Source organism: Erythrobacter sp. W302b (genome assembly GCF_046452395.1).
Lineage (GTDB): Bacteria > Pseudomonadota > Alphaproteobacteria > Sphingomonadales > Sphingomonadaceae > Erythrobacter.
Map to the genome: position 1 here is coordinate 275,996 of NZ_JBKFDH010000001.1, position 15,920 is coordinate 291,915.

10 protein-coding genes and 1 tRNA gene are annotated in these 15,920 nt (G+C 61.1%); 5 read left to right on the forward strand and 6 right to left on the reverse strand.

Going from position 1 to position 15,920, the window contains the following annotated elements; all coding sequences use genetic code 11:
* Positions 1-159 precede the first annotated feature (159 nt).
* Positions 160-810, reverse strand: coding sequence for an SIMPL domain-containing protein (locus tag ACLBKT_RS01420; protein ID WP_410183626.1), 651 nt, complete (start codon positions 808-810; stop codon positions 160-162).
* Between the two features lie 179 nt (positions 811-989).
* Here ACLBKT_RS01420 and ACLBKT_RS01425 point away from each other — a divergent pair, with 179 nt between their 5' ends.
* Positions 990-1,427 (forward strand): VOC family protein, encoded by a 438-nt coding sequence (locus ACLBKT_RS01425; RefSeq protein ID WP_410181201.1) that lies wholly within the window; start codon positions 990-992, stop codon positions 1,425-1,427.
* A 178-nt stretch (positions 1,428-1,605) separates the two neighbouring features.
* On the forward strand, positions 1,606-2,406 hold the full coding sequence (locus ACLBKT_RS01430) for a glycosyltransferase (protein ID WP_410181202.1): 801 nt from the start codon (positions 1,606-1,608) through the stop codon (positions 2,404-2,406).
* Between the two features lie 12 nt (positions 2,407-2,418).
* Here the strand turns inward: ACLBKT_RS01430 and ACLBKT_RS01435 are convergent.
* Positions 2,419-2,505 (reverse strand) — tRNA-Val (locus ACLBKT_RS01435).
* Positions 2,506-3,143: 638 nt separating this feature from the next.
* On the opposite strand from ACLBKT_RS01435, the gene ACLBKT_RS01440 reads away from it, so the two are divergent.
* The 3 genes from ACLBKT_RS01440 to ACLBKT_RS01450 all read left to right on the forward strand — a co-directional run bounded on the left by ACLBKT_RS01440 (position 3,144) and on the right by ACLBKT_RS01450 (position 6,674).
* Complete coding sequence (locus ACLBKT_RS01440; RefSeq protein WP_410181203.1) at positions 3,144-3,404, forward strand: hypothetical protein; 261 nt, start codon at positions 3,144-3,146, stop codon at positions 3,402-3,404.
* A gap of 1,018 nt (positions 3,405-4,422) precedes the next feature.
* Positions 4,423-4,827: a hypothetical protein gene (locus tag ACLBKT_RS01445; RefSeq protein ID WP_410181204.1), complete on the forward strand. Its 405-nt coding sequence runs from the start codon at positions 4,423-4,425 to the stop codon at positions 4,825-4,827.
* A gap of 284 nt (positions 4,828-5,111) precedes the next feature.
* Entirely contained in the window at positions 5,112-6,674 is a 1,563-nt protein-coding gene (locus tag ACLBKT_RS01450; protein ID WP_410181205.1) for a recombinase family protein, read from the forward strand.
* Positions 6,675-7,195: 521 nt separating this feature from the next.
* Here the strand turns inward: ACLBKT_RS01450 and ACLBKT_RS01455 are convergent.
* From ACLBKT_RS01455 to ACLBKT_RS01470, 4 genes are all read right to left on the reverse strand, one after another.
* Complete coding sequence (locus ACLBKT_RS01455) at positions 7,196-12,208, reverse strand: Calx-beta domain-containing protein (protein ID WP_410181206.1); 5,013 nt, start codon at positions 12,206-12,208, stop codon at positions 7,196-7,198.
* 186 nt (positions 12,209-12,394) lie between these two features.
* The gene (locus ACLBKT_RS01460; RefSeq protein ID WP_410181207.1) at positions 12,395-13,222 is read right to left on the reverse strand and encodes an FkbM family methyltransferase; all 828 of its coding nucleotides are present in this window, start codon (positions 13,220-13,222) and stop codon (positions 12,395-12,397) included.
* A 121-nt stretch (positions 13,223-13,343) separates the two neighbouring features.
* Positions 13,344-14,351 (reverse strand): YbhN family protein, encoded by a 1,008-nt coding sequence (locus tag ACLBKT_RS01465; RefSeq protein WP_410181208.1) that lies wholly within the window; start codon positions 14,349-14,351, stop codon positions 13,344-13,346.
* A gap of 98 nt (positions 14,352-14,449) precedes the next feature.
* Positions 14,450-15,685 carry a glycosyltransferase gene (locus ACLBKT_RS01470; protein ID WP_410181209.1) on the reverse strand — a complete coding sequence of 412 codons (1,236 nt, stop codon included), beginning with the start codon at positions 15,683-15,685 and terminating at the stop codon, positions 14,450-14,452.
* Positions 15,686-15,920 lie beyond the last annotated feature (235 nt).

Sequence of the window (15,920 nt, forward strand, 5' to 3'; positions counted from 1 at the left end):
CAGCCCTATAGGGCCGTGCGGCGGGCGGCACCAAACCCGCCGCCGTCGCAGGGGCGTGCGCATAGGCCCTGCGACGTGGCCGCGCAACACACCCCCCGACCTGCACGCCGGGCGGTGCGGATTCCTCGTCCAGTGGCGCGCCGGTTGCTGCTTGCTTGGTCAGTCGAGCGTGAAGCTGACAGTCGTGACCACCCGCACCTTCTTGTACGGGCTGTCGGCCGAGCCCCAGCCGCCGGCCTCGCCATCGCGCGCCTCGATCTCGAAATAGCCTTGCGTGGCGTCCTTGATCTTGCCGACACCGGAGTTGGAATCCTCGGCGAATTGCTGGGCAGCAGCGCGCGCGTCCTTGGTCGCTTCGGCCACCATTTCGGGCTTGATGTCATTGAGCTTGGTGAAGGTGTAGGCCATCCCTGAGCCTTCCTCCAGAAACACGCCGCGCCCGACAAGGTCGAACTGCCGCGCCACGGCCTTCTGCGCGCGGGTGATGTCTTCCGTGCGCAGGGCGAGCCGCTGGCGCACGGTGAAGGTCGTGATGCCTTCATTGGTGAAGCTGGTCACATTCGCGCCGGTCGGTTGCAGCGCGTCGGCAGGAAAGCCCAATTCCTTGAAGAACGCCTCGATGGATTGCGTGTCCGCGCGCACCTTGGCCTGCGCTTCGGCAAGGCTGGTGGAGGAGGCGGAGTAGGAGATCGTCCAGGTCGCAAGGTCGGCGGTGACATTGCGTTCCGCCAGCCCGCGCACCGTCACGGCGCGATCGGCATCCTTGGCGCGCAGCAACCCATCCCCGAGCAGGTATCCGCCCGCGACCATGCCGACCGCCAGGATCGCCGCCGTGCCGAACCAGCGCAGGGCGGCAGGCTCTCGCAGAACACTCTTTGCCGTGTTTGCCGGTTGCACTTCTGACTCGTCCATACCATCTTTCCCGTGAATGAGGTGATGCGGCGAGTTGTGCATCATCGTCGATGAACCGTTTTTGAATGGAAGTCCCCATGGTCAAATATCTTCACTCCATGATCCGCGTCACGGATCCCGACGCGACGGTCGATTTCTTCAAGCTGATCGGGCTGGAGGAAGTGCGCCGGTTCGATGTCGAGGCCGGGCGCTTCACGCTGATCTTCCTCGCCGCGCCGGGGCAGGCGGGCGTCGCCGAGGTCGAGCTGACCTATAATTGGCCGCCCGAAGACGGCAGCGCCGCCGAAGACTATAGCGGCGGCCGCAATTTCGGCCATCTCGCCTACCGCGTCGACAATATCTACGAGACGTGCCAGCGCCTCGCCGATGCGGGCCACATCATCCATCGCCCCCCGCGTGACGGGCACATGGCCTTCGTCAAATCGCCCGACGGCATCTCGGTCGAGTTGCTTCAGGAAGGCCATCTTGCGCCCGCCGAACCGTGGGTCAGCATGCCGAATACGGGCAGCTGGTAAGCCACGGGCTTGGGCGAGGTGAGAGTCTAAACATCGAATAAACCAAGATAAATTTGCAAACCCGGTTGCGTGGCGGGGCTGGACGGGGTAGCTTGCCTTCCTGAGTGGGGAGGGGGTCGCCTTGTCCATTACCGAACCTGGTCTGTGGCAGTGGATGGCGCTGCTACAGCGAGAATTGTTGCTGTTCGCCGGGGTATTTTTCCTGATCGGCGCGCTGGACGATCTTGCGGTTGATGGCGTGTGGCTATGGCTCCGCCTGACCGGGCGGGGCGGGTCCCGGACACGCAGTCGGCTCGCGCTCCAGCATCGCCCACTGGCCGGGCCGGTCGCCGTGCTGATCCCCGCGTGGCAGGAGGCCGCGGTGATCGGCCAGACGGTCCGCCACCTGCTCGATACCTGGCCGCAGCCGCGCCTGCGCCTCTATGTCGGGTGCTACCGCAATGATCCGGCAACGCTGGCGGCGGCCATGGCCACGGCGCATGGAGACCCGCGGCTGCGGCTGGTCATCGTGGGTCACGACGGGCCAACCACCAAGGCCGATTGCCTCAACCGACTCTTTGCCGCGCTCCTGATCGATGAAGATCGCGCCGGAAAGCGCTTCACCGGGGTCGTGTTCCACGATGCCGAAGACATGGTCGATCCCGGCGCGCTCGGCCTGCTGGACGAAGCCATCGCCGAGGGCGCGGACTTCGTGCAATTGCCGGTCGAACCGCTGGTGCCGCATCACCGCGGCTGGCTCGCGCGGCAGATCGGCAGCCACTATTGCGAGGAATTCGCCGAAACGAACTGGTCGTTATCGCAACCGCGCACTTGCTTTGCGAAACCTGACCGAGAGGTAAATGTGCACGCACCCGTGCGAAGGACGGCGGCTAAATGCAGCTACGCATTGATCCTTTGGAGCAATTTAAGCTTGGGGTGCCGCAGCATGTACACGATTCTTACATCGCCAGTGATCGATGGAAGGCTGCGATGGTTGTGAGTGAGCGTAAAGCGGGACGGGAGATAATCCGCTGGTCTCTGCTAGATGATCGACGCTCTCAGTGTAAACGAGATGCTCTACCAACTGAGCTAACCGTCCGCGTCTAGCGCTACGGGGCAAATAGCGGGGATTTCGCGGCGGTCAAGGCATGCGAAAACGGAACGAAGCGGCAACGCGCGGACTGTGAAATGCAATCGAGTCCCGGAATAGTCCCGAACTCCAGCTCTCCACTGCGAGGCCTCGCTGTCAGCATGACACGAATCGCCGCGGCTAGATGGATCAAGCTGTGCACGCACCAAACCGGCTACCCGATGTGCAAAAGATGCACCGGCGGATTCGAATGATTCAATCACCATATTTTTCTTCGCAGATTCAATTTGGGGCTTGCGGCCTGCGCGACTCCAGCTTGGTCCACGCGTCGCGGGTGTGACGCCGGTCTGACACAGGCCTGAAACCGACCCGTCATGGTAACTAAGTGCCTAAACGCCCGTTGACGGGAGTCCCGCAGTGATTCACCATCTAGTGGTTCGGCGCTATTCGAACCCCCGAGAACGTGGTGACGGTTTCACAACCAGAACTGCGAACGAGGGGAAAATGAAAACGGCCCGGCAAGGTGTTACAGCACCGAGCCGGGCCGATCATCCACCACCGCGGAAGGGTGGTCAGGACTGCAACTCCTGAATGCATTTTCAGGGGACCATGGTCAACCCTTCCAGCAATCACTGAAGGAAATACCCATGGCCGTTTTTATCGTCACCTATGATCTCAACAAGGAGGTCAAGCGCCCCAACATCTTGAAGCTCATTCAGGATTGGAACTGGGCGAAGCTGTCGGAGTCCTCATATGCTGTCGAGGCGACCAGCTCGACTGCAGTTTATGACCGGCTGAAGCCGGTCATTGATGACAACGACAACCTCTTCGTCATCCCGCTCCGTGCACCTTATCGTGGTTGGGGGCCGAAAGACGTCCACGACTGGCTCGCAAAGAAGCTCGCCTAACGACCATAGTCCGGCCGCCCTGCAGATAATGCAGGGCGGCCGGATCTGTGATTGGTGTTCGCTGAGCTCAGCGATGCCTGAGTCCAGCCACCTGCTGCACCTTTGGAACTGGGCTGCGATGCCCCCGTGTGCATCAGACTGCATTACGCCCCTTCGTTCCGAGATCTGGTACCGGCGATCCGAGTGATAGGCGAAAAATGGCACTTTCCCGTCAGCCGTTTTGAAGAGGGGGGTATGTGCGGGAAACACGGTACATTTGGAACATTCTCACAAATTCAATTATTTAGAACGGTATATATTTGGAATATCGATGGAACATTATACCGTGGGACCAATGGAATATTTTCACTTTTACGACTTCAATGTTTTCAATGATGTACCGTCGAAGGCTCTAAAATATTCCATCATATTCCATTGCTGACGGTATATTTTCTCCCAGTAAAGTCAGTGCGTTGTGTGACGACTTCAGCCAATATTCCAAATGTACCGTGTTTCCCGCACATACCCCCGTCTGTCAGATTGCAACGGCAGCGCCCCGACTGCATAAAAAACGGGCAGAAAGCATGAGGGCGAGGCGTGGGGGCAAGCGCGGCGCGCGGGGTCTTTGCGCGGGGGTATGGCCCGATTGATCGGTGACGGTTTTTTTGCAGGTCGGGCGCTGGATTTCTGGGGCCGGGGCTGGTCAGCTGAAAATCACGCACGGCCGTAACGGACTAGACGGGCGCCGCAGGTGCGGCACGACCTTGTTGACTAAATGGCTGCCGCCTCCGCCAGTAGAGCGGACGCGCCGCCAGCCGCGCTTCGAACGGAAGCGCCGCCCGCTCGGCGCTAGGATCGATGGTGGGCTGTACGGTCATCACAGCACCAAACGTCACAGCTCTCGCAGGAGCCGCCCCATCGCTACCCCGTTAACAGCGCGCCAACGGAGCGCGCGCCTTGCCCAAAGGCCTCAATCTAGGGCGATTGCCGTCTGACAACCCTGGCAATGTCAGTCCGCCGCCCCAGACCGGAGAGCCCGATGAAAACTAAGCCCATCCTCCTCGCCAAAACCGGTTCGACGGGCGATGGTCGCAGCATTGACGAGCAGATGCTCGAGCAGATGGCGATCCGGCCACAAAATCACGTCCGTTACCCCAAGGACTGGAAGGCGATCAGCTTGCGCATTCGTTCGCTCGCTGAACGGCATTGCGAAGGCTGGCCCGATTTTCCGGACTGCAGGGCCGAGAACGGCAAGGTGAGCCCAGTCACCGGATCGATCATCCTCCTCACCTTCGCCCGCCTCGACCATCAGCCCGCGCATTGCAGCGGCGATAACCTGTACGGCTACTGCCACCGCTGCCACAGCACCTATAACGCCACGATGTGCCGCGCTGAAATCCGCGAGCGCGCCTTCATGGATCAGATCAAGCTGGTTCTGGGCTGATGCCGATCTTTGATCGCATCTTGAACTGGCGATCGACTCTGCCTCACCTCAAGGGGCAGCGCTGCCGCATCCTAGAGCGCGTAACCATAAACGCTTGCTGCATTGAGTTCGAGGATGACGAGGGGCACAACGTTTCGCGCTTCGCGTTGAAGAGGGGTAGGCTGTGAAGCCCGCCCCGCAGACTCCATCGGATCCACTTGTGCTGGAAATCGCGCGTGCCCTTGCGCGTGCGCATGTCAGGCGCGACATTGCCGCAGCGAGGGAATCACTGGGAGAGAAAATCTGTGCGAACGCTGATCTACGCGCGCTACTCTAGCCAGCTGCAGAACCCCCGGTCTATCGATGATCAGATCGCCGCCTGCCACGCACGAGCCGAGGCTGAAGGCTGGACCATCCTAGGCGAATTCCACGATCGCGCCATTAGTGGCTCTGCCGGCATCGAAGAAAGCCAGCGCCCGGGCCTTGCCGCGCTACTCGAGCGGGTCGAGCGCGGCGGGATCGACCAGGTGCTGACCGAAAGCACCGATCGCATTGCCCGCCATCAGGGCGACGCATTCGCTGTGCGCGAGCTGATCGAGTACGCGGGCGCCCGCCTCTTCACCTTGATGGACGGGGTGGTCGACGACATCACCGGCACCATCAAGAGCCTTTTCGACGCGCGTAACCGCAAGGATCTCGCCCAGCGAGTGCGCCGTGGCCACAAGGGCGTAATCGCACAAGGCCGCTCGCCGTCAGGCGTTGCCTTCGGATATCGCCGGGTCGTGAAGTTCGACGAAAAAGGCGAGCCGGTACGCGGCCTGCGCGAGATTGATCCCCAGAAGGCGGCAATTGTCCGACGCATCTTCCGGGACTACGCCGATGGCCGCAGCGCTCGGCAGATCGCAGGCGACCTCAACGCCGAAGGGCTTCCCGCCCCTCGAGGCGGGATCTGGCGTGCATCGACCCTCGCCGGGCACAGACGTGACGGGATGAGCATCCTCGCCAACCCGATCTACATCGGCCAGCTGCTCTATGGGCGGACCGAGAGCATAACCGACCCGCGCACTCGCAAGCGCAGCACCAGGAAAGGGCAGGGTGAGGTCGCAAGTGGTGAGGCCCCGAAACTGCGGATCATCGAGGATGAACTTTGGCAGCAAGTGCAAGCCCAACTCGAGGAACGCAGCACCGGCCCGACGGAGCGCCAGCGCCGCCCACGGCACCTGCTGTCGAAGTTGGGTGAATGCGGCGTTTGCGGCGGTACTTGGATCATCACCCGAGACAGCTATTTCGGATGCAGCAGCGTGATTGATGGCCGTGCTTGCACCAATCGTCGGCTGATCAAAAAGGATGAATACGAGCAGCGCGTCCTCGCCGAACTACGGGACAAGATGCTCGCTCCAGACGTCGTAGAAGCCTACCTAGAAGAATACCGACAAGAGCACTCCCGCCGCGCGCGCGAGTCAGCCAGGGAGCGAGGCCAGCTGGAACGGCGGATGAGAGATGCCGATCTCAAGGTCGCCAACCTCGTTGCCGCGATCGCTGCGGGCGGCAACGAGTTCGTCGAGATCCGCACCGCGTTGGCTGCCACCAAGGCCGATGCCGCCGAAGCACGGCGCCAGCTCGCTGCCATTGACGCGTTGCCCGCCATCGCGCTGCATCCCGGTCTTGCCCAACAATACCGTAAGGCGATCGAGCACCTGCACCAAGAACTGGCTGACGAAGAGACCCGCAAGGAGGCAGCCCCCCGCCTGCGCAAGCTGATCGCCCGCATCGTGGTCACCCCATCAGAGGGCAAGCGTGGCGTCGATCTTCACGTGATCCGCCACATCGACGAAGTGCTAGCGTTGGCGGAGCGGCGGCGAGCCTGATCGCCTATAAGCTCTCAATTTTGCAGTTATAACTCGTGGACGCGCAGCGATCTGCGCCCAGGAGAGGCGAATTGTTCGCAGCACTCTATGGCAGCTTAGGGCCTGTGGTAGGCCAAAAGCGGCTGTTCAGGTAACGACCCCAAGTCAGACGTTCAGTTGCGACCTTCGACTTCCTGAAAGCGGCCACGTGTTCATGGGGCTCGGAACAGCTGAAATTGGGACTTTGCGGTCGTTCACCTGCGATGTGTCTAGCGACAGGTTTCGCCAAAAGCGGACACGATTCCGCTTGGGAGCTTAAGTGGCGGCTATGCAGGGTTCGCTTCTTGAAACCCGACATGCAGGAGGCAACCCCGTTGTGGCCATTCGTATCTGGCTCAACCTCGTCGACGGGCTTGGTATACAAAAAACGAAAGTCCCAGTCCCACAGGCGCTCTTAGACACCGAGGAAGGAGCGGATCGCCCGGGTCTGCCTTTACGGGGGTAGAGACGCTTATCCGCCTCACCCCCCCTACACTTTTTGATCAGAACAGCGATTCGAGGAAGATCGGCAGCCTTTCTTGCTGAAAATTAACGACGTCGAAGTCGGCGACACCCAAGAGTGTCACCGACCCGCCGCCTGACAATGTCAGCAGGAGATCGTCGGTGCCATCGCGGTTCACGTCACGCACGCGGGCACGCAGAATATTGATGCCGCTTTCAAGCAGGATCGTATCCTCCGCAACATTGAAGTCGATGATGGTATCATTGCCCGCCAGAAAGCCGAACGCGAACATGTCGCGGCCAGCACCACCGGTCAGCGTGTCGTTGCCGCTATCGCCTGACAACCGGTCATTGTCAGCGCCTCCATCGAGAATGTCGTTGCCCAGACCGCCCGAAAGCAGGTCATTGCCGTCGCCGCCAAACAGCCGGTCGTTGCCGATGGCACCCCACAGCTCGTCTTGGCCGCCAAGGCCGTAGAGCGTGTCGTTGCCGATGAGGCCGAACAGCTTGTCCTCGCCCGCCGTGCCCGTGATCGTGTCGGAGAAAATCGAACCGTAACGGATCACACCATCGGCTATCCCGGTGACCCGGACCTCCACCGTGGCGGTGCTGGTGAGGCCCGCCTGATCGCGCACAGTGTAGGTGAAGCGGTCCATCGCGATCTTACCGGTCGCGAGATTATCGAAGCTGATATCGTCCGCAATATAGCGCAGGCTCTGGGTGATCGGGTCGAACACCAACGTACCGAGGGTCTGGCTGTCATCAATTGCCTCGATGCGAAGCACGTCGCCAGCATCAGTATCAGTATCATTCCCGAGCAGCAGCGACCAAAGGTTGCTTGTGGTCTCATCCTCATTGACCGAGATCGTGTCGTTGGTGGCAACAGGCGCTTCGTTGACGTTGGTTACGCCGATCTGGAAGCTCTGCTGGGTGCTGAGACCGCCTTGATCGCTGACCTTGGCGATCAGCGAGAAGGAAGTTGCGGATTCGAAGTCAAAAACGGCAGTTGCGGTGATCACGCCGGTGACGGCATTGACTGCGAAGCGCCCGCCGGCATTGTCGACCAGTTCATAGCGCAGCGTATCGGTGGCGCGATCGGTGGCGCTGAGCGTACCGACCACAGTTCCCGCCGCGCTGTTTTCCGCGATGCTAGCATTGCTCAGCACAAGATCGGTGGGCGCTGCATTGGGCGGCGGCAGCAGGAAGGAGACGAGCAGCGGATCGTGATCGGAGACACGGTTCGGTCCGGCGGGCTGTTCGGAATTGATGTGTACTGCATCGACCATGATGCTCTGCAGCAACCCCGGCGTGACTAGGAAATTGTCCAGCGCCTGAGCGTTGCCGCCGAAGTAATAAGTGTACCGCTCTTCCGAGGGAAGTTCGCGCAGGATGTTGGTGAGGATGCCGCCAGCCTCAAGCAGTTCCAGCGAGTTTTCGAAATAGAATGCGTTGAAGTCGCCCAGAACCGCAATGTTGGCAGCAGGGCTGTTACTAAGGATGTCGGTGACATAGGCAAGGATCGCCTCGGACTGGTCGGTGCGGGCACCCTCACCGGCATTTACCGGTGGCTGCTCCGCGCCGAACAGCGGGCTGCTTCCACCTCGAGAAGTCGAATGAACGTTGATCGCCGTAATCTTCTGTTCGTTGAAGATGAAGCTGGCAACCAGCGGGGATCGGCTGTTGTTAAAGGCCGTTCCAGGCACCAACGTTGCGCTGCCTTCGATATAGTCGACGCGGTTGACCTGATAGAGGAAACCATTGCGGATGTTGCCGTTGGGCTCGCCGCCAGTTGTGTTGGGCGCGCTCGGCGCGACCTCAACAAAGGCGTATTGCGGACCGCCGGCGGCATTGATCGCCGCGATGACGAGATTTGCGGTGTCTGCACCCGACAGGTTCGATCCGCTGCCCGCGCCGTCTGCATCCTGGATTTCTTGGAAGGCGATGATGTCCGGCGCGCGCAGGTTGTAGACAATGTCGTTGGCGAGCAGGTTGAATTTCACTGCGCCGTCGGTCGGATCGAGGTTCTCGACGTTATAGGTGACCATCGTCAGGCGGTCGGCGGTCCCAACGAGCGACGTTGTCTCGCGAGGGAGCGGGCCGACATCGGTGGCAACGGTGACCGCTTCGGTGACCTGCAGTTCGTATGTCTGGAAATTGTAGCTGATGATGCCAGTTACATCCGAGAGAATGTCGCTCTGTGTATAATTGGGAAGGAAGCCCGCGAAGAGGTTGGAGTTGTCATCGAGCTGGAGGCGCTCGGGGTTGTAGTCGTCGACGTTGCTGGCATTACCTGAAATGGTGATGCCGCCGCGCCCGTTAACGCCGGTGGCGCCGACTCCGCCCGAGGCGACGACAAAGGTCTCGCCGAACTCGTTAGTGGGACTGGTCACGAGCGGAGCGGCGATGGTGACCCGCATCCCTTCGAGCGATTCGTAGAAATCGGCGGCGTCGCTTGCGGGATCGTAAATCTGGAAGCCGTCGTCGTCGAACACCGCGCTCGGAGGCAGGACCCCACCGGAGCCTGCGCTGATCAACGTAGCGGCGGGCAGGGAGTTGCCGGTCGAAGTCACCGCCACTGCCGTCTGGTTGATCTGTGTGATGGTGAGGTTGGAGGTGTTGTTGCCGGGCAGGAACTCGGCAACAGTGCCGCGCACTTCGACCGCGTCGCCCACCGCGCGGCCCGGCGCACTGCCGGTGAAGACAAACACCGCGTCCGACGTGCGGGCATCACCGTCACCGGCGGCGTCCTGTAGGTAGTATCCGTTGGAATCGACCGCCGTGACGATCCCGCGCGTGATCACGGTCTGGCCGACGTAGTCGGACCGATGGCCAAGCCCCTGAATGGTGTAGATCGCAAGATTGATCGGATCGTCATTGGTGATGGTGCCGATGGCATCGCCGTCGATGATCGCGGCGTTGACGGCGTTGCCGAGCGTGACGCTCAGCGTCTCGTTCAGTTCCGACAGGGTGTCGCCCTGAATGGGAACGATGATCTGCTGGCTGCTGACACCGGGCGTAAAGGTTAGCGTGCCCGAAAGCACTGCCTCGTTGCTGAGGTCGGCGGCGTTGGCGGTGCCGCCGAGGTTGATCGTGTACTCGACCGTGGTGGTGAGCTCGCTGGCTCCGGCACGGCGCACCGTGAACACGAGGTTACGCAAGCCCGCATCGCCTTCAACCACCACGGCGTCCAGGATGCGCAGTTCGCCTGGGGCGTTCGCCGACAAGAAGCTCTGGCCCAAGTTGACCGCAGCATAGGTGTTGGTCTGCGCGGTCGCCCAGGTGAAGTCCGCATAGCTCGAACCGGTGCCGATAAGCTGCAGAGAGGTACCAACGGGGTCGCCATCCTGCGCGACACCAATATCGATGCTCGTCAGGCCGGCCGCCGGTCCGTTGGCGGCGGTGAAAGTGCCTTCATAGGAAAGGAACTGGAGCACTCGGCCTTGATTGTCGACAAGCGCAAAACCGTCCGGAGCGCCGTTCTGCAGGCCGGGAGCGGCGAAGGAGAGGGTGCCGAAGCCATTGTTCTGATCGGGAATTGTGCCGGAAAGCGGAATGCCGTTCACCGATCCTCCAGTAGAGGCATAAGCGCCGCCGCCGTTGCCATTATAGAGGACGATGACCCAGCCTGACAGGTCGGTGCCTGCGGCGCCCGCGACCTCAATGGTCTCGTTGGCGTCGGCCCCAGCGGGGTCGTAGTTGATCTCATTCACCCACACATTTGCGATAGGTGTGGGTGCGATATCGTCATTGGTAATCGTGCCGGTGGCGACAGCTGTGCCGATCAGCGTGCCCATGTTGGCGTTCGAAAGAGTGACAGTGAAGGTCTCGTCCACCTCCACGACCGTGTCGCCCTGCACGTCGAGCGTGACGACCCCCGCCGTTTGCCCGTCAGCAAGGGTCACCCGGCCCGAAAACACGGTGCCGGATGCGAAATCGGCCGAGTTGGCTGAGCTGAACGCAACCGTGTAATCGGCCGAAGCCTCACCACTGCTGCTTCCGCTGCGGGTGATGTCGAAGCGGATCTGAGCGGTCCCGCTGTCGCCTTCGGCGACGCTAGCATCGGCGATCGACAGCGACGGTGGAAGCGGCGAGGCCTCATCGTTGACGATCGTTCCAGTGGCGGTTGCCGTGCCGATCGCGCCCGCGGTCGTACCGGTCAACGTGACCGTGAAGGTCTCGTCGCTTTCGAACAGCGTGTCGTTGACCACCGGGACCCGAATGGTCTTTGTCGTCTCTCCATCGATAAAAGTGACCGATCCGGCGGTCGCATCGAAATCGGTCCCGGCCGTCGCGGTGCCACTTGCAAGGGTATAGCTCACAGTCGCAGCGCCGCTGCTGCCGCCGCTGCGGGTGACCACCAGATCGACAAAGCTCTGCGCTTCGCTAGCTGAGGCCGATGCGACCGAGAAGGTACCCGGATTGGCAGTCTCGCCGATGGCGGTGATCGAGAAGTCGTCAATAGCAAGACCATCATCGGCACCGCTCGCATCGAAATCGACCCAGCGGATCCAGAAGGTGGCCCCGGCCGGGATGCCCTCCAGAATATCAATGGTGCCCGACACGGCGGTGCGGTTGGCCGCAGCATTGCCGTCGAGCGCGCCCACCGTACCAGCGGTATTCGGCGAAATGAAATCGAGCGCGTCCACATTGGTCCATGTGCCTGTGGTGAGGCTGGTCGCATCGAAGCTGATCTGGAAATCGAGCCGGTCGGTGCGGCCCGCGGTGCCCAGACGCCATTGCTCACCAGTGAAGGCAATCTGCAACGACGCTATTGTGGCGCCGGTATCATTGGAGAACTGCGCCCCGATGGTGGGCGCATTGGTGCCGCTGCGCAGGGTGCCGAGTGCACGATCAGTGCTCCCCACTGCGCCGAAGCTGTAGGTGTCGCCCGTATTGCTCGACCCCGTCCCGGCCGCATAGAGACCATTCACCGTGCCACTTGTACCCACTTCACTGATAAACCAGCCCTCTGGCAGCGTGCTGCTGCTACCGGAATTGACCAAGGTGTCGAAATTCTGGCGAAAGATGGTTCTAAGGGCGTTCAGGCTCAGCATGGATGTATCCTCTTCGGTCGAGCACACGCGCTTGTTGGGGCGTACGCTTAAAGCAGGCAGGGCCGTAGCCACGGTCCGTGACGCTTCAGTGATACATTTGCGGCAGCCGACATTTACCTCCAGATGGCGACTGCCCAGCTACCGGGAAGCGGGCGAAGGCATTCCGCCGGCGTAGGGCTGAACAGTTCATTGCCCAGTCATTTGCTCAGCAAATTTGCGGCGCGGGCAAGGCGGAAGTGCAAAGACGTCGTAGTGTCGGCCGCGCCCATATTGGCGATTTATCGCAAAGCCTGAATTGGCCAACAGAGCGGCGATCGCCTCGCCATCACTCCACTTGTTATCATGCTCATAAAATAGGGCCATGATGCGGCCCGCAAGATGCGAGGTCAGCAACTGCGTGATGACTTGGGCCTCGTGACCTTCGACATCAATCTTCACGAAGATTGGGAGATCGGCCGGAAGATGGGGCGCGAGACCCGCCACGGTACGCATTTCTACCGCGACACTGATGGCATGCGGTTCGCGCTGAGAAAGGTGCCCTTCAAGCGTCGCAACACCGCTATGACTGCGGCGACAAGCGATCTGGTGCGTGCCTGTTCTGCCGGAAAGTCCGAATGCTAACGCCTGTGCACGGTCGCCGAGGCCATTGGCCGCAAAATTGCGCAACAATCGGGTGTGGGTCTTGGGCACGGGCTCAAGCGCGACTATCGCTTTGCAGAAGGGATTGCGGGACGCAATCAGCGAGAACAGGCCCTGATTGGCCCCGATATCGAGAAACAAGAAAGGTTGCTCAACTGCAAGGATCAGATCGGCGAGGTAAGGACCATAAGTGCCATAACGGCAATAGGCGTAGGTTCGGTCGTTCCAGTTGGGGATCATGCGCACGCCATATGCCGTGGGCTCTGCGCGCGCCTGAGCCTGACCTTGCGGGCTTGTTACAAGCCGCCGGATGTGCCGCATCGTCCGGGCGCGCAACACCCGCAAATGGCGCCAGAGCAGAAAGTCGCGAGCCATGCGGCGCGGGTCGTGATCGGGCCATCGGCAAGAGGGGTGGAGGGTTAGCGCAGCGCCCGTCGTTTTTGCGTCCAATCAGCGTCTCCCGGCAAGCATGAAGTTTTGAGGCAGGCGCGCCGACCTATTCGGCAGGCATGTGGCCATGCAGCGATGGTGCTGCGGCGCGCTGGCGATGACGCAAGACGAAGTAGATCAGCGCTGCGGCCATTAGGGGAAGGTAGAAAAACAGGAGCCGCCAAGTGCTCATCGCTGGCAAGAGCACCGCATGCTCGACAAAAGGCGCAAAAAGCAGCAGGAAGCCCGCCTCCGCTCCGCCCACGCCGCCAGGCGATGGCACAATCGAGCTGATGGTTTGAATCAAATACTGCAGCAGCCAGAACAGCGCCGGTTGCCACGCTATGCCGAAGGCACGCAGCACCAGACCAGCGATCGAAAAGCGGACGCTCCATTGCACGCACGCGATGCCGAGATTGAGTATCGCCACACCTTTGCCGCGGCGCATCAATTTCCCCCAGTCGCTCGTCACTATTGCAAGCGAAACCCGTACGCGTCGCAGCAGCTTGCACAGCGATCCACGGATCCGGTGGCCGAGCACCCCAGCGCCGATCACCCCACCCAGAGCCATTAGCACCGCAACCAGACCGACCATGATCCCAGCACCGATCCGAAGGCTATTTTCGATGCCAAGGGTGAGATCAGGGTCGGGCGGGAGTAAGTCCGCGAAGGCAAAGCCGCTGAGTGCCGCTGCCACCGCTGCGAGGCCGAACAGGGACACCGCATCCTCGGCAGCTTGGAAAGAGATTAGTGAAACCGCCCGACGGGGTTCGATCCCCTCGCCAATCAGGAACAGCGCTTTGATCGGCGCCCCTCCTGCGGCCGAAGGCGTGACGGAATTGGCCACCATGGTTCCTGTGGTAACTCTCAGCGCGCCAACAAGGCCCAAACCGAGGCCCAGGAACCGGCTCGAGATCATCAATCGCAGCGCATTGGCAACCATCGGCACAAACACGAGTAGCCCCGCCAGCGCCAACAGCGGCGGGGCGACCAAGCGCTCGGCAAGATTGATCGTGCCCAGCGACCATATCAGCACCGCGACGTTGCCGAGCGCAACGACCGGAAGCGACCACATCGCAAAGCTCAGTGTTCGGCGCGGCAATCTCGCAAGATGGCGACCAAGAGCATCAACTCGCTCTTGCTCAGGGACGGAGTCGGGGAGCGCAGGGTGCTTCAAGAAGCGTCCAACGCCCGTCTGGCAGGCAGGCCCCAGCCTACAGCGCGTCGCGCATCGCGAGCGGCAAGGGCTGCGGCATATTCAACCTTGAACAGTTGATCGAAGGTTTGCTCCCAGCGGTTGTGTGCATTCGCAAGCGCAATGCTCCGTTGGCGAGCGCTGCGATAATCGCTGCACCACAACTTGGCGACATTGGACGCCATAGCCGCCGCATCATCCACCGGGCCCAGCAGACCGGTGCCTTCGGGGACACGTTCGATCATAGCGCCACTCGCGACACCCACCACCGGGAGGCCTGAAGCCTGTGCCTCGAGCACCGAAATCCCAAAGGTTTCGTCAGCCATGCCCGATACATAGATGTCGCTCGAGGCGAGCGCGACTGCGAGAGCTCGGCGGTCGGTCTCGAACCCGGGGAAGGCGATCGGCAAACCACGCGCTTCTTGCTGCAATTGCGCCCGCAGCTTTCCGTCGCCGAGCAACACCATCACCGCGCCCAAATCCTGCGGAAGCGCCTTGAACATGCTGACGAGTAGATCAGCCCGCTTTTCGTTGTCGATCCGTCCGGCATAGATCAGCAGCGGACCATCGGTTTCCGGCAACCCCAAGGATGCGCGATATTCCGGGTCGCGGTGATCGGACGAAAACTGGCCGATATCGACCCCCAATCCGAGGAGCCCGGTATTGGTCTGCCCAAGCCCGTGCAACATCCGCTCGGCATCGCGGTTAAGGGCGTAGACGCGGTCGAAGCGGCTATAGGTCAGTGCAGCATAGCCATAGGCGATGGAGCGGAAGAGGCTGGCGGAGTAGTGGCCGGTCAGATCGTTCATCACCCGGTAGATATGGGCATTGGGAAAGTCGGTGCGGTAGCCGGCGACCAGTGCAGTTTCTGGAAAGCGCCAGCGATGCCGGATCGCGATCCACGGCAGGACCCACGGGCACAGGCTCTCAATGATGTTAGGCAGATATTCGCGCAGCAGCGCAAAGACGGCGTCATTGCGGCTGATCCAGCGGTAATTGGGACTGCCCCAGACCTGCCCTGAGCCGACCTCGGCAAGGATCGTGCGCCCCTCAACCGTGATCCTGTCTTGCAAACCGGGCACGATCTGAAGCAGTCGGTGTTCGGTGCAATCTTGGATGTAGCGGCGCTTTTCCTTGAGGTAGGTGGAAATGCCACCGCCCCCCGTCGGCGACCAGCTTTGGGTCAGATCGCAGATCAGCAAGCTCTCGGTCACGCAGCTTCCCCATCGACTTGGAACGCAATTCTTGAATGCGCCGCACGGGATCCCCCGGGCGGAATTGGTTCCATGGTGATCTTCGGTGAAATGCTCGTGATGGTATGAAGTCAGAATGCGGAAGGATTTCTTGCCAACCTGTCGGATGTTGAGCGCCTTCCGGTCACAATCGCGCGCAGGCGCGAAAATTGGGCTTACGGCACACGCGCTTTGTCACAGTGACGTTGTCCGAGAA

Bases quoted from the DNA above. Each gene is read 5' to 3' on its own strand.
- ACLBKT_RS01420 (WP_410183626.1), bottom strand. From the start codon at position 810: ATGGTCGCGGGCGGATACCTGCTCGGGGATGGGTTGCTGCGCGCCAAG.
- ACLBKT_RS01455 (WP_410181206.1), bottom strand. From the start codon at position 12,208: ATGCTGAGCCTGAACGCCCTTAGAACCATCTTTCGCCAGAATTTCGAC.
- ACLBKT_RS01425 (WP_410181201.1), top strand. From the start codon at position 990: ATGGTCAAATATCTTCACTCCATGATCCGCGTCACGGATCCCGACGCG.
- ACLBKT_RS01445 (WP_410181204.1), top strand. From the start codon at position 4,423: ATGAAAACTAAGCCCATCCTCCTCGCCAAAACCGGTTCGACGGGCGAT.
- ACLBKT_RS01460 (WP_410181207.1), bottom strand. From the start codon at position 13,222: ATGGCTCGCGACTTTCTGCTCTGGCGCCATTTGCGGGTGTTGCGCGCC.
- ACLBKT_RS01465 (WP_410181208.1), bottom strand. From the start codon at position 14,351: ATGTGGTCGCTTCCGGTCGTTGCGCTCGGCAACGTCGCGGTGCTGATA.
- ACLBKT_RS01440 (WP_410181203.1), top strand. From the start codon at position 3,144: ATGGCCGTTTTTATCGTCACCTATGATCTCAACAAGGAGGTCAAGCGC.